Origin of the sequence: Pseudomonas migulae (assembly GCF_024169315.1) — a bacterium.
Taxonomy (GTDB): domain Bacteria; phylum Pseudomonadota; class Gammaproteobacteria; order Pseudomonadales; family Pseudomonadaceae; genus Aquipseudomonas; species Aquipseudomonas migulae_B.
This window is the reverse complement of sequence record NZ_JALJWR010000001.1, coordinates 6,381,824-6,394,699: the sequence shown is the minus strand read 5'-3', so window position 1 is coordinate 6,394,699 and position 12,876 is coordinate 6,381,824. Positions and strand designations below refer to the sequence as shown.

12 protein-coding genes are annotated in these 12,876 nt (G+C 60.8%); 7 read left to right on the top strand and 5 right to left on the bottom strand.

Annotated elements, in window-relative coordinates; translation table 11 throughout:
* Positions 1–3 precede the first annotated feature (3 nt).
* The 3 genes from grxC to J2Y86_RS29490 all read left to right on the top strand — a co-directional run bounded on the left by grxC (position 4) and on the right by J2Y86_RS29490 (position 1,287).
* Positions 4–255 (top strand): glutaredoxin 3, encoded by a 252-nt coding sequence (gene grxC, locus J2Y86_RS29500; RefSeq protein WP_253439709.1) that lies wholly within the window; start codon positions 4–6, stop codon positions 253–255.
* Positions 256–401: 146 nt separating this feature from the next.
* On the top strand, positions 402–803 hold the full coding sequence (locus J2Y86_RS29495; protein ID WP_253439707.1) for a hypothetical protein: 402 nt from the start codon (positions 402–404) through the stop codon (positions 801–803).
* A 202-nt stretch (positions 804–1,005) separates the two neighbouring features.
* Entirely contained in the window at positions 1,006–1,287 is a 282-nt protein-coding gene (locus J2Y86_RS29490) for a DUF3303 domain-containing protein (RefSeq protein WP_253439705.1), read from the top strand.
* A 41-nt stretch (positions 1,288–1,328) separates the two neighbouring features.
* On the opposite strand, the gene J2Y86_RS29485 is transcribed toward J2Y86_RS29490, so the two are convergent.
* The 4 genes from J2Y86_RS29485 to J2Y86_RS29470 form a co-directional block, all read right to left on the bottom strand.
* Entirely contained in the window at positions 1,329–2,390 is a 1,062-nt protein-coding gene (locus tag J2Y86_RS29485) for a hypothetical protein (RefSeq protein WP_253439703.1), read from the bottom strand.
* Positions 2,391–2,677: 287 nt separating this feature from the next.
* On the bottom strand, positions 2,678–5,263 hold the full coding sequence (gene ligD / locus J2Y86_RS29480) for a DNA ligase D (RefSeq protein ID WP_253439701.1): 2,586 nt from the start codon (positions 5,261–5,263) through the stop codon (positions 2,678–2,680).
* 3 nt (positions 5,264–5,266) lie between these two features.
* The gene (locus tag J2Y86_RS29475) at positions 5,267–6,259 is read right to left on the bottom strand and encodes a methyltransferase (protein WP_253439699.1); all 993 of its coding nucleotides are present in this window, start codon (positions 6,257–6,259) and stop codon (positions 5,267–5,269) included.
* Positions 6,260–6,269: 10 nt separating this feature from the next.
* Positions 6,270–7,652 carry an iron-containing redox enzyme family protein gene (locus tag J2Y86_RS29470; RefSeq protein WP_253439697.1) on the bottom strand — a complete coding sequence of 461 codons (1,383 nt, stop codon included), beginning with the start codon at positions 7,650–7,652 and terminating at the stop codon, positions 6,270–6,272.
* Between the two features lie 195 nt (positions 7,653–7,847).
* On the opposite strand from J2Y86_RS29470, the gene J2Y86_RS29465 reads away from it, so the two are divergent.
* Complete coding sequence (locus J2Y86_RS29465) at positions 7,848–8,285, top strand: cupin domain-containing protein (protein WP_253439695.1); 438 nt, start codon at positions 7,848–7,850, stop codon at positions 8,283–8,285.
* Positions 8,286–8,372: 87 nt separating this feature from the next.
* On the opposite strand, the gene J2Y86_RS29460 is transcribed toward J2Y86_RS29465, so the two are convergent.
* The gene (locus J2Y86_RS29460) at positions 8,373–9,089 is read right to left on the bottom strand and encodes a tellurite resistance TerB family protein (RefSeq protein ID WP_253439693.1); all 717 of its coding nucleotides are present in this window, start codon (positions 9,087–9,089) and stop codon (positions 8,373–8,375) included.
* 1,450 nt (positions 9,090–10,539) lie between these two features.
* Between J2Y86_RS29460 and pcsA the strand changes: the two genes are divergently transcribed.
* From pcsA to J2Y86_RS29445, 3 genes are all read left to right on the top strand, one after another.
* Positions 10,540–11,262, top strand: coding sequence for a phosphatidylcholine synthase (pcsA, locus tag J2Y86_RS29455; RefSeq protein ID WP_150709381.1), 723 nt, complete (start codon positions 10,540–10,542; stop codon positions 11,260–11,262).
* A 6-nt stretch (positions 11,263–11,268) separates the two neighbouring features.
* Positions 11,269–11,655, top strand: a complete 387-nt coding sequence (locus tag J2Y86_RS29450) for a DUF488 domain-containing protein (RefSeq protein ID WP_253439691.1) — start codon at positions 11,269–11,271, stop codon at positions 11,653–11,655.
* Between the two features lie 277 nt (positions 11,656–11,932).
* On the top strand, positions 11,933–12,859 hold the full coding sequence (locus J2Y86_RS29445; RefSeq protein ID WP_253439689.1) for a universal stress protein: 927 nt from the start codon (positions 11,933–11,935) through the stop codon (positions 12,857–12,859).
* The last annotated feature ends 17 nt before the right edge of the window (positions 12,860–12,876 follow it).

Here is a 12,876-nt window from a genome sequence, read left to right as displayed (position 1 = left end):
CTTATGAACACCGTAACGCTCTATACCACCGACACCTGCCCTTACTGCCGCAACGCCAAAATACTGTTGGCCAGTCGGGGGATTGCGATCCAGGAAATAAACGTTCAATCGGAACCGGGGAGATTCCAGGAGATGCTCGACCGAAGCGGACGTCGCAGCGTGCCGCAGATTTTTATCGGTGATACGCATGTCGGGGGTTTTGACGACCTGGCCAAACTTGATCGTCAGGGGGGGTTGATGTCGATGCTGGCCTGAGACGTTTTTTTGATGGGGTACATATCCGTTACCGCAGAAACGGATATGCCCCCAAAACGCCAAAACGCCCCGCTCTTTACGCGCCCTCGAGCACACCCGGTGATCCCTATGGGCAAACCAGCGCACAGCGCTCTATGATTGCCCCCATGACAACCCCGCTGCCGATCCGCCAACCCTGCCCGCCCGGTGCCTGCATCTGCGAGCGTGAACCGCTGCTGGAAACACCCGGCGCGGACCTGCGCATCCTGTTTCTGACCCGCACCGAAGAAAAGCGCCTGATCGAGCGCCTGGAAAACCTCCAGAGCCTGAGTGACCTCGAACGGCTGCAACAACGGATGTACGAACAACTGGGCATCCGCGTAGAAATCGCTCCCGGTTTCAACGAAGTCCGCACCATGCGCGGCATCGCGATCACCATCGCCGAACTGCCGGGCCTGTGCCGCAAAACCCGCCAGGCTATCCCGACCGCCATTCGCCGTGGTCTGGAGAAACGTCCGGAAATCGCCTACGAACTGCTCAACGCCAACGACCTGTTGCGCGATGCCTGACAGTCAGGCGTCTCAAGCAATTCCAGAGACAATAAAAGAGGATCAGCGGTCATACGCGAACGGCCGCGCGCTGCTATGCCTTCTCATGGGAGCAATCGCTTCAACCCCGTCAGGATGACACGGAAAAAGGCGTGGCCGTGGTTCCGGCGCCAGCCAGGCGCGCGACGAGCAACAGGTGCCAGTCCGTAGCAGGAGGTGGCCAATGTTATTCATGGTCAGTTGGTCGATCAGTCCGCAAAACCGCAACACCGTAATCAAGCGTTTCCTCGAGACCAAAGGAGCACCGCCCGCCGGCGTCAAGATGCTGGGGCGCTGGCATGCCGTCGGTGGCTCGAGCGGTTTTGGCATCGCAGAAACCGATGATGTCGTACAGATTCAAAAGTGGGTGCTGCAATGGAATGACCTGATGAACATGGAGGTGCATGCGGCACTCACCGACGAGCAGGCGGGGCCGCTGTTGGCGGCAGCTGTCAGCCAGCAATAGTCGTTCGGGGCGGCGAGTGCTGCTCGCCGCCCGCTACCCTGTCAGCGTTTCCAGCACTCTGAATAACGCGCGCACACCCCGTACTGCCGGTCCATTTGCGCCATCCGGTCGAGATGATGATTGATGGTTTCAAGCAGCAGGTTCTGGCTGGTCTGGACGTAAAACTTCGTCATCGTCTTGCGCTCCTCGGACGCCGCAAAGTGCGTAGGCCTGGATGCCTTGTCCTCAGGGTGTGCCCATTGTTCCAGTTGCTGATCCGTCAGTCGTTGCAGGCGCAGACGATACTTGTCGCTGTATCGCTTGAACGTTTCCGCCTTGTTTCCCGCCGCTTCTTCGTCAAAGGCAATCAGGTTCTGGCGGTACAGGGCCCAGTAGTCGTCCGGCAAGGTAAAGCCCAGCTTCGCCTTGCGTTCGGCAATCAGCTTGTCGAGTTTTTCCGGTGTGTAGCGTTCGCCGTTGTCCTTGGCCGGGTCGGGTTTCATGCCGGCGATGGTCGCACCGTCGAAGATCTGGTCGATCAGCATCACCCGCTGAGGCGTGTCGGGCAGCGCGGGCGGAAGCCCCGGGAATGACGTGCCGCGACCGACACAGGCAGGCAGGCCATTGTCCATGACCGGCATCGGCAACCGCACGTCACGGCCATCGATTCGCTTCAGCTGATTCAACAGCACGCCGCAACGGCCATCGCGCAAATTCAACGTCACCTCGTATTCAGCATTGCGCTCGGGTGCCAGGCTCAAACTGGTGACACACACCCAGTTACTGCCAGTCGTGGCGAGGTGCAGGTAATTATCCTGATCGGGTTTGACCTTGATCTCCAGATAGCCCCTGGCATCGGCCGGCGGCGCGACACTCATGCCCACCCGACGCTCGGTGTCACGGGCGTACAGGTTGTTGAGTTCACCGGTGACTCGCCCCTGACAATTCTCCGGGTCGTAGTAGTAGAGCTTCGCATTGCTGGTGTTGGCGATGAAGCGGACCTTGGCGGCGTCGGGCTCGGTGGCATCGGTGTAAGTGTCTTTGACGGCGCAGCCGCTGAGCAGAGCGGACAGCAGCGCCGCGACAGCAACGACGCGCGTGGCGCGATTGAAGGAAACCGGCATTGGATCGTCCCTGATGCGCGAAGGCTATGGAAAACGGGGGATGCTACTAAATGGCCACCACCCTGTCCATCGGGCAAGTCAGCGCCTGCCCGTGGGGCCGTCAATCGGCACCGGGAGCGTTCGTTGACGTCGGGGCTGAACTATCGGTTTTAAACCTCGCAGACACCTCGCCACCTGTGGGAGCGGGCTTGCCCGCGAAGGCGGCGGTACATTCACCATCGTGGTGACAGACGGACCACTATCGCGGGCAAGCCCGCTCCCACAGGTTCGGAGTCGGGCATTAAATGCTACTTCTTCATCCCCACCCGCCGCCGCATCTCGGCGGTGATCGCCTGTTTCGTTTTCTTCAGGTCGGCCCAAGGCTCGTCGCCCACCTCGGCCAGGCGTTCATGCACCGTGTGGATGTTCCACTGATTGCCGCCCTTGAGCCCGGCCACCTCCTCGCGAAAGATCGGCACTGACACCGGCAGCCCTTCGCGGGTGCGCGCAGCGTAAGCACAAATGGTGGTGGCGCCGAGGCCGTTGCGCAGGTAATCGATGAAGATCCGCCCCACCCGGTTTTTCGGCCCCGAGACCGCGGAAAACCGTTCCGGCAACAGTTTGGCCATGTGGCTGACGATGGCGTGGCTGAAATCCTTCACTTCATCCCAACCGAGCTTGCGGGTCAGCGGCACTACGAGGTGAATGCCTTTGCCGCCGCTGGTCTTGAGGAAGGCCTTGAGCCCCAGTTCATCCAGCACCGATAGCGTCAGTTGCGTCGCCTCGACCATGCTTTTCCACGGCAGTGCCGGGTCCGGGTCGAGGTCGAGAACGAAGCGGTCAGGCTTGTCGAGGTTGTCCGACGTGGCGTTCCAGGTGTGCAGCTCCACGGTGCTCATCTGCACGGCGCCGATCAGTGCCTCGGCGCTGTTGATGATCATGATCGGCTGACCGGTGAGTTCCTTGTCGAGGGTGGTGATCCCCGGAATGGCCAAGCGCTCGGCGTTCTTCTGGAAAAACAATTCACCGGCAATGCCGTCCGGCGCGCGAACCAGCGCCACGGGACGGTCTTTCAGTTCGGGCAGAATCCATTCGGCGACGCGGGCGTAATACTCCGCCAGTTGCACTTTGGTGGTGCCGCTGCTGGCGTCGATGACCCGGTCGGGGTGAGTGATCCGCACCTTGCCCTCGCCCAGGCCGAGTTGTGACGGCGCCGACGCGGGTTTTTCCGAGGCTTTCTTTTGGCGGGAGGCAGGTTTTTCCGCCGTGTTTTTTTTCACCACTTTTGGACGCTCCTCGGTGATGTCTTCCGCCGGTTTGTCATCGCGCAGACCGTGGAACACGGCATGGCGAACCGAGCCTTCCTTGGTCATTTCGGCGAAGGCAATTTCAGCCAGCAGAACGGGTTTGAGCCAGTGCACACCTTTGGCGTCAAAACCGGTCGGCGGATTGACCACCGACGGCTTTTTGGTCTGCAACGGTTTGAGTTGTTCGTAGATGCTTTTAAGCGTTGTCTCGTTGAAGCCGGTGCCGACCTTGCCGGCATAACACAGCTTCCCGCTGTCCCGGTCATGCAGCCCGAGCAGCAATGCGCCAAAGGCATTGCGCGAACCTTTCGGATCGGTGTAGCCGACCACCACAAACTCTTGCCGGTGCTTGCACTTGAGCTTGATCCAGTCACTGCTGCGACGCGACACGTACGGCGAACCCAGGCGCTTACCGATCAGCCCTTCCATCCGCATCTGGCAGGCACTGTTGAGCAGCGCGTCGGGTTCTTCGGCGAACGCATCGGAGAATCGCAGCAACGGCTCTTCATTCGGTTTGAGTACCGTCGCCAGCGCGACGCGTCGCTCTTCGACCGGCACCTCGCGCAGGTCCACGCCATTGAGGTAAGGCATGTCGAACAGGTAGTAAAGAATGTTGCCGCTGCGCCCGGAGTCGAAGGCGTTTTGCAGCGCTTGAAAGTCCGGCACGCCCTGCTCGTTGGCCACCACCATCTCACCGTCAAGCCAGGCCGATTCCAATTGCAGAGAAGCCAGTGCCTCGGCTTGTTTCGGCAGTTTATGAGTCCAGTCGTGACCGTTGCGTGTGAACAGCTTGACCTCGCCATGGTCGATGCGAGCCATGATCCGATAACCGTCAAACTTGATCTCGTAGCTCCATTCGCCGTCGGGGGCTTTTTCCACCAGCGTCGCCAGTTCGGGTTTGATCAGGTCCGGCAGTTTCGCTTTGTGTGCACCGGTCAGTTGCGCCGACTGTTTTTTTTCTGCGACTTTGCGCGCCGGTTTCTTGATGGGCTTGGGCTTGTCCGCTGCCTTCGACTTTTTCGCAACGATGGTCCGGTCACTCAACACACTGTCCGGCTCGGCCGCGACCACGTCGTAATCGCTTTCGGGCTTGGCCGCGCTGTCCTGATGCTTGATCAGGAACCACTGCTCCTGCTTGCCCGGCATGTGCGTACGCACCAGATTCCACAGGCCGCCGAGCTTCTCACCTTGCAGCTCGAACTTGAGTTTTCCCTTGGCGTAGGCCGTGGCCGGATCTTCTTGCGGAATCCACACGCCACGGTCCCAGACAATCACGTCACCGGCACCGTAATGCCCTTCGGGAATGCTGCCCTCGAACGTGGCGTAATCGATCGGATGGTCTTCGACATGCACCGCCAGGCGCTTGACCTTGGGGTCCAGCGACGGGCCTTTCGGCACCGCCCAGCTCTTCAGTGCGCCATCAAGCTCCAGGCGAAAGTCATAATGCAGGCGCGAGGCGTCGTGCTTCTGGATGCAGTACTGCAAGGCGTGATCTTTCGCGGCTTTCTTGGCCGATCGCTTGGCGGCCGGTTCAGAGGTCGCCGAGAAGTCGCGCATGCGGTTGTAGTCATCCAGATTCTTGTTCATGGCTCACTCACCTGCGGCTGATTCAACGCTGCCCCCGATGCCGGGATCGAGCCGCGTAACGATCAGCGCGACCACCGCAATCCGCTCCACCCTTTGGTAGCCGGGCATCAACAGTTCTTCACCGAATACGTCCGGATCGATCTCGCGATAGGTCCAGCCGAACCGCGCCGAATCCAGGTACGGCGCCAACGCGTCCAGAAACGGGTCGCAGCCATCGATCATCGCCACTCCCGTGTACAACACCAGCGAACCGCCAGCGGTCAGTCGGTTCAGTGCCTGCTCGACGATGCGCACCGACAATTGCGCGCCGTACGCCCCGCCGCCGTGGCGATAGGCACGCTCCGCCGGGTCAGCCATGTAGGGCGGATTGGCGACGATCAGATCGAATGTACCGTCGACATCCTGCAGCACATCACTGGCTTCGACGCTGACGTTGGCCACTTCCGCGAGCGCGGCGTTCACAGCCGTCAGGCGTAGCGCCGCCGGGTTGATGTCGACTGCCAGCACCTCGGCTTCACGACGTGCGCGAGCAATCACGATTGCGCCGACACCCGCCCCGCAGCCGATGTCCACGGCGCGTCTGACCGGCGCGAAACTCTGTTGCAGATGGGTGTGAAGCAACTGGGCAAAGCGGTAGGTGTCCGGACCAAAGAACACCGCGTCGGCCGCGTCCGTGGGGAATCCGGAATGCACGAACAACAGGTCATCGAGACTGGACCAGCGTATGTGGCTTTTCAGCCGGCCATTGCTCTCTTCGAGAACGCCGGCCTGCTGCAATTGCCGCTGTTCGTCCGCTGATAACAGACCCGGTTCGAACGATCGCGACCAACCGAACACCTCGCGCAGGGTTCGGGCACTCTGACCGAACGCGCGGTCGTTGACCCGCTGATGGGTCAGCGGCGTCGGCGTGATAAAGCGATAACCGTCCGCCTGCAAACGGCGTCCTAATTGCAGCAAGGCCAGGTCCGCAGCACCCAGTTGTTCTTCCTGATTCATGCCGTGCTCCCTAGCGAAGGCTGGATTTGAGTTCGATGAATCGCCGCGTGGCCATCAGGCCGGCAGGATGGGCATGTCGATGGGCAGACAGCCAGGGAATCAACACCGACATCTGTTCGGCGGCGGGCAATCCTTCCAGCGCGGTTTGCAGGCTCTGGATATCCGGGTCGGCGGCCAACGTCGGTTCGACCGCGCCACTGCTTTCGCGGCGAACCGCGGGAGTTGAACGCTCCGCTGTCCAGTCACCCGAAATCCAGTCGTGCAACAGTTGCTTTTCATAAGGGCTGAACACACCGAACATGGCCGCGCCGTCACCCTCGATCAATTGCCAGAAGCGGCTTTCCTGCGGATTCTGATGACGCTTGATCCAGCCTTTGTTTTCCATGGCAGCGAGAAAACCTGGCAGCTGCTCCGGAGATGACAGCCATTGATTGACCGTTTTGCCCTCGAACCGGCAGTAGTCGGAATGCATGTGCTGGCCGAACGGGCGCTTGCGTTCCAGCATGTTCAACACTTCAGCGTACAGGTCGAAAGACTCGATGATCGCGCGACTGCCCTGCCCCAGGTCATTGAGCCGATAGCCCAGCGCGACCCTGCGCAAAAAGTCCTCGCGATCGCCTTCGATCGGCAGCAGTTGCAACACCGATTGCACGGCTTTTTGCGCGTGCCCGGTGCTGGCGTTGTCGATGGTGACGTGCAGGGTGAAGTAATACGGATCGATGCCCAGTTCGCTTAGCTCGTAGGCGCTGATCAGCAAGTGCAGCGGCAGTTGTTCGTAGCCGAGGTTGTAGCCGATCACCTCTGGCAAAAAGTCGTCGGCGCATTCGCCCAGCGCCAACTGAATCGCGCCTTGCAGGTAATGCTCGTCGGCGATGACCCCGGTGTCCTGCAAACCGAGTTCGCCCAGGAGTTTGCGGTAGATCACCACATGATTCTGCGCCGGGTTGCCGTCGCCCAGCTCTTCCAGATAGGTGCAGATCAACCCTTCGAAACGCGGGTCACGCCAGTGCTGCAACAGGCCGTACAGCCAGGCGCCGTCAACCAGTTTGGTCGGGCTGACGGCTTGCAGGAAAAACAGCGCATGCGCCTTGTTGCTGAAGAACTGGCGCGGCCCGCCTTCCTTGCGGGCGCTCAGGTAGTCAGCGTATTGGCGCGCGACATCGGTGCTGTGTTGCTCGACGAAAGATTGCAGCGCCGACACCTCCTCCGGCATCTCTTCCGGCAGGTCCGTTGCCCGTTGCAATTGCGCTTGCAGGAACGCTTTGCCGAGGGCGCGGCGTTGCCCGGCATCGTCGCCCAGCAGCAGTTGTTCATAGCACTGCTTCAGGCTGCCGGCAGTCGGGATGGCGTGCTCGTGGGCAGGCTTGTCTTCAAGTCGTGTCAAGGCAGTCATGGGCGCATCTCTCGGTCTGTGGCCAGTGGCAGGACGCTGAATCAACACGTCTCTACATCAGCAGAGCGATTTGCCCGGAGAAAAATTCAATCAGGGTTGAAATTGCGCTGACAGACGGCCTTGCGCCGCCGCACCCGACGCGGGCTCGAGTGAATATACTCAACCGGGTGTGGACTCATCCCCAGGAGAGCAATCATGCGAACGGTTCACGTCATCGGGTCTGGAGAAACCCCCAGACCGGTCAATGTCGTGGGTGAGGCGATCACGATTCTCGCGGGCGGTGATCTGAGCAAACCCTTTGAGGTGCACCTTCAGGAAGGCGTGCAGGGAGGCGGCCCGCCACCGCACTTTCATCCCTGGGATGAGGCGTTCTACGTGATTGACGGGCAGGTGCAAGTCACGGTCGAGGGCACCTCCACCACCGTCTCGGCGGGCGGTTACGTACACATACCCGCCGGGTCCATCCATGCCTACAAGAACATCAGCGCCACGGCGAAGATGATCGGTGTGGTGTCTGACCCACGGGGCGGCCAGTTCTTTGCGGCAATGGACCGGCTCAGGGTGCCGGAGGATTTGCCGCAAATACTGGAGGTTGCCGAAGCGCATGGGGTGACGTTTTTGCTGCCGAAATGACCGCCCCACCTGTAGGAGCCAGGCTTGCCGGCGAAGGCGTGCTGACATGCGCTTTCGCCGGCAAGCCTGGCTCCTACGAAAAGCAGGTCAGGCCGTGCCGCCCTTGGCCTGCTGTTCCAGGTGGACCTGCAAATCCGGATCAATCTGCAACGCCGCCGCCAGTTCATCGAGGTAGCTGCGTTCGGCGTCTTGCTGATCGTCCACCAGCATCACGCTGGCCAGGTACATTTCCGCGGCTATCGCAGGATCCGTCGCCGACTGCGCCACATCGGCGGCATCGAGCGGGCGGGCGACTTCATCGTCCAGCCATTGCTGGAGTTCCGGGTCATCGGTGTGGCGGCCGATTTCGGTGCTGATCATGTGTTTTTCGGCGTCATCGATTCGGCCGTCGGCCTTTGCCGCTGCTATTAATGCTCGAAGGACGGCGTGGCTGTGATCTTCGACTTCCGGGCCGGATAGCAGGTCCACGGTGCGCGGTGCCTGTTGCGGCGCGGCTGCCTGGCTGCGTTGCCAGGCCTGATACGCTTGAAAAGCCATCATGCCGAGGGAGGCCAGCGCCGCGTAGTTGGTGCCGCCACCCGGGCGTCGCTGGGTCGAGCCGCCCATGGCTGAGCCACCGCCGAGCAATCCTCCCAGCAAACCGCCCAAGCCGCTGTTGGCACCGGCACCGCCGCCCAGCAGGCCGCCGAGCAATCCGCCAAGACCGCCACCCATGCCGCCCTGGCTGGGTACGCCGGCACCTTGCTGTGTCATTGAGCCCTGGCCGGCTCGCAGGAGTTGTTCGAGCAAATCGCTGGTGTTCATGACGACGTCCTCATGGGTTGAGTCTGGCAACGATAGTCCTCGCAGGGTATTGCGCCAGCACCGTTTGGCTGACTTCGCGGTTGCCTTTTTTTAATACGGGAGGTGTTTGGGTGTTCGGGTGTTCGGGTGTATATCCATTTTTTCGGTAACGGCGGCTATTGGTTCCGCTCTTACAGCGGGTTACTTGGAAAAGCGCCAAGTAACCAAGCGCTTTTGCCCCTTTCGTTCGGTGGCTCGCTAAGGCTCGCCATGCCCTCCTTCCGGTCCTGCTCCGTGGGCCCGCCGCCATCGGCCATCCATGGCCGGGGGCGGCTAACCCGGCATCCATGCCGGGTTGCCCACTGCGCAGAACCTCCACTCGGCCTCACGAGGGGGCGACCACCGCAACAGCACCGCGAGGCGGCCTTCGGGCCGACCTGGCTCTTAAGTGTGCGCATTCCCCTGTGGGAGCTGGCTTGCCAGCGATGGTCGTTAACGATGACGCCTGACTGTCTGAATGACCACAGTGTCTGGGCGTCAATCGCTGGCAAGCCAGCTCCCACAGGGTTTTGCTGGGGGACGTTACATCGGTGTTCACCCCCGATGATCCTGACGAACTTCAGGCCGGCTATCAGGCCGCCTCGCTTTGTTTTTGATCTTGATCTGCCCCGTCGGAAGGCTGAGCGCAGGTTCTGCGCAGTGGGCAACCCGGCATGGATGCCGGGTTAGCCGCCCCCGGCCATGGATGGCCGATGGCGGCGGGCCCACGGAGCAGGACCGGAGTGAGGGAATGGCGAGCCCAGGCGAGCCACCGTACGTCAGGGGCCAAAGCGTTTTGGTTACTTTGGCGCTTTTCCAAAGTGACCCGCCGTCAGGGCGGAACCAATATCAGCCGCGACCGCAGGAATGGATATGTACACCCTCAAAACCCCACCACCTGACACACCGCTATCGCTGGCAAGCCAGCTCCCACAGGGATTCGGGTACATCCGCCAGAACAGGTCGTCTGTCAGGCCGTCTTCGCGGGCAAGCCCGCTCCCACAGGGTTTCGGGTACATCCACCAGAACAGGTCGTCTGTCAGGCCGTCTTCGCTGGCAAGCCAGCTCCCACAGGGTTTCGGGTACATCCGCGAGAACAGGTCGTCTGTCAGGCCGTCTTCGCGGGCAAGCCCGCTCCCACAGGGGTTCCGGGTACATCCGCAAGACCAGGTCAACCACACCCGAGATGGCTGGCAGCGCAGTCCGACGGGGACGTTCCCCCTTAGTCAAGGACTTCAACCCCACTCAAGAACTTCAAGTGAACAACATCAGGATTAATCCGCAGTATTTTTTGGCGACCCAGCTAAGATTTACAGACGGTGAACCTTATTCCCGGATTTCCGGTCGATACCTGCAACCCGACCAGGTTTGCCGCCGCCCTCGATCAACGAGGGTGATGACTGGCTTGCTTCACTTTCTGGAGAACGCCCCCGTGATTTCGACTCTACACATCGCCAGGCTCAAAGCATGGGGTGCCCATGGTTTTACCGCTACAGGCGTGGTCACTGCCTTCCTCGCGACCCTCGCCCTGCTGGAAAACCAGCCCACCAACTGCCTGCTGTGGCTGGGCGTCGCCCTGATCGTCGACGGGCTGGATGGTGCCTTGGCGCGCAAGGTCAATGTCCAGTCGGTACTGCCGAGTTTCGACGGCTCGATCCTCGATCTGGTCATCGATTACCTGACGTATGTGTTCATCCCGGCACTGTTCATCTATCGCTACATTCCATTGCCGGACTACACGCTGCTGCTGACCGTGTCGCTGATCCTGGTCTCGTCGCTGTTTTGCTTCTGCAACGTCAACATGAAAAGCAAGGACAACTACTTCCAGGGCTTCCCCGCCGCATGGAACGTCGTTGCGCTGTGCCTGTACATCATCGCCCCGTCGCCATGGATCACCCTGCTCACCGTCATCGGCCTGGCATTGCTGACCGTGACGCGGATGAAGTTCCTGCACCCGTTCCGCGTGCGCAAGTTCATGCCGATCAACATTGCCGTGACCGCCATCTGGTTGCTGTGCAGCCTGTCGCTGGTGATCAACCACCCGGTGATCAACCCGATGGTCATGGGGCTTTGGCTGCTGATGTCGGCTTACTTCCTGGGGATCTGCATCTGGCGTACGGCGATGGAATGGTTTGACGGGTCGCGGCACCGGTAAGTCGCCATGCCCATTCATATTGTACGACTCGGTTCACCCCGCCTGTCCGATGAAGGCCTGCGGGTAGGCACGGTGCGCCGGCCGCCTCGCGGCGTGTCGAAAGCCGAGTTTGCCAGCCGGGATTTTTATGATGTGTGGCAGCCGCTGCTATCGCCCAGCGCAGAGCTGGTTGCAGAAGCAAAAGCCGCGGAGGACGAAAAAGCCTGGGAGGTTTTTCGGCGCAAGTTCAAGGCCGAGATGAATCATCCTGCCGCCAGCCAGCTGCTCGATTTGTTGGCGGCCCTCTCCCATCAGACCTCGATGGCCGTCGGGTGCTATTGCGAGGTTGAAGCGCACTGCCATCGCTCCGTATTACGCGAACTGCTGACGGCACGCGGCGCCAAAGTGGTATAGGCCGCGCGAACACCCAAAATCCCATTGTGGGAGCGGGCTTGCTCGCGAAAGCGGTGTGTCAGTCATGCAGATTGCGACTGACACTCCGCTTTCGCGAGCAAGCCCGCTCCCACATTTGATCGAGTAATCGCCATTGCGTCCACCTGACGGACGGGACGTTGATCATGGTCAATACTTTAAGGATTGAATGCCTGTCGAATGACCGCGCACCGGGCGGCAATGTCCAGGCTGTTGCAACGGGACCGTCACCTGCTCGTTAACCCACGGGAGGTTTGTCATGTCTGAGCAATCACGTTTCATGCTGGTCGCCTCGCCCCTGATGGAACACAGCCCCGCCTTCGACCGGGCCGCGGCGCTAGCCAAGGCCGAAGACGCGGCGCTGCACATTGTGGCGTTCGATTATCTGGAAGGCCTGGCGACCGCCAGCCTGGTCAACGAAAAAGCGATGGAGCAAATGCGCCTGGGCTATGTCGATCGACACCGGCAATGGCTTGAGGAACAGGCCCGGCCGTTGCGCAAGATCGGCGTGCAGGTCACCACCGAGGTGACGTGGGTCGAACGTCCGCTGGAAGAAATCCTGATCCACCTCAAAGAACAGCCGATGGACGTGCTGATCAAGGCGCTGGAGCCGCATTCGATGCTCTCACGGCTGATGTTCACGCCGCTCGATGTGCATCTGCTGCGTGAATGCCCGGTGCCGCTGCATTTCGTCAACCATGCCGTGCATGCCCTGCCCCGCAGGATTGTCGCGGCGGTCGATCCGTTTCATCGGGATGACCAGTACAAGTCCTTTAACGACCGGATCCTTCACGAAGCGTCGAAACTGGCGAGCGCCTGCAATGCCGAGCTGGACATGGTCTACGCCTACGACTTGTCATCCATCAGCGCCGACGAATTCGGCTTCGACAATGGTTCTGCGTTTTTCTCTTCGGCCAAGGCCAGGACCCTGTTCGACTATCAGGAGGATGCCTTCCACGAACTGGCCGAACGCAACGGCATCGCGCCAGAGCAACGGCACATGATCATGGGCAACCCGGCCAAGGTGCTGACTCGCTATGCCGATGCCTTTGACGTCGACGTGCTCGTCATGGGCCGGATCGGCCATCGCGGCCTGGGGCGGCTGATCGGCAGCACGGTGGAGCACCTGCTGTACAAGATGCCGTGCAGTGTCTGGGTGGTGTACACCGAGCGGCTGGATGAGTAACTGATCGAGCAAACACC

Excerpts from the sequence above, each read along its gene's own strand:
- J2Y86_RS29460 (WP_253439693.1), bottom strand. The coding sequence starts at position 9,089 with ATGAACACCAGCGATTTGCTCGAACAACTCCTGCGAGCCGGCCAGGGC.
- J2Y86_RS29490 (WP_253439705.1), top strand. The coding sequence starts at position 1,006 with ATGTTATTCATGGTCAGTTGGTCGATCAGTCCGCAAAACCGCAACACC.
- grxC (WP_253439709.1), top strand. The coding sequence starts at position 4 with ATGAACACCGTAACGCTCTATACCACCGACACCTGCCCTTACTGCCGC.
- ligD (WP_253439701.1), bottom strand. The coding sequence starts at position 5,263 with ATGAACAAGAATCTGGATGACTACAACCGCATGCGCGACTTCTCGGCG.
- J2Y86_RS29465 (WP_253439695.1), top strand. The coding sequence starts at position 7,848 with ATGCGAACGGTTCACGTCATCGGGTCTGGAGAAACCCCCAGACCGGTC.
- J2Y86_RS29450 (WP_253439691.1), top strand. The coding sequence starts at position 11,269 with ATGCCCATTCATATTGTACGACTCGGTTCACCCCGCCTGTCCGATGAA.
- J2Y86_RS29445 (WP_253439689.1), top strand. The coding sequence starts at position 11,933 with ATGTCTGAGCAATCACGTTTCATGCTGGTCGCCTCGCCCCTGATGGAA.
- J2Y86_RS29495 (WP_253439707.1), top strand. The coding sequence starts at position 402 with ATGACAACCCCGCTGCCGATCCGCCAACCCTGCCCGCCCGGTGCCTGC.
- J2Y86_RS29475 (WP_253439699.1), bottom strand. The coding sequence starts at position 6,259 with ATGAATCAGGAAGAACAACTGGGTGCTGCGGACCTGGCCTTGCTGCAA.
- J2Y86_RS29470 (WP_253439697.1), bottom strand. The coding sequence starts at position 7,652 with ATGACTGCCTTGACACGACTTGAAGACAAGCCTGCCCACGAGCACGCC.
- J2Y86_RS29485 (WP_253439703.1), bottom strand. The coding sequence starts at position 2,390 with ATGCCGGTTTCCTTCAATCGCGCCACGCGCGTCGTTGCTGTCGCGGCG.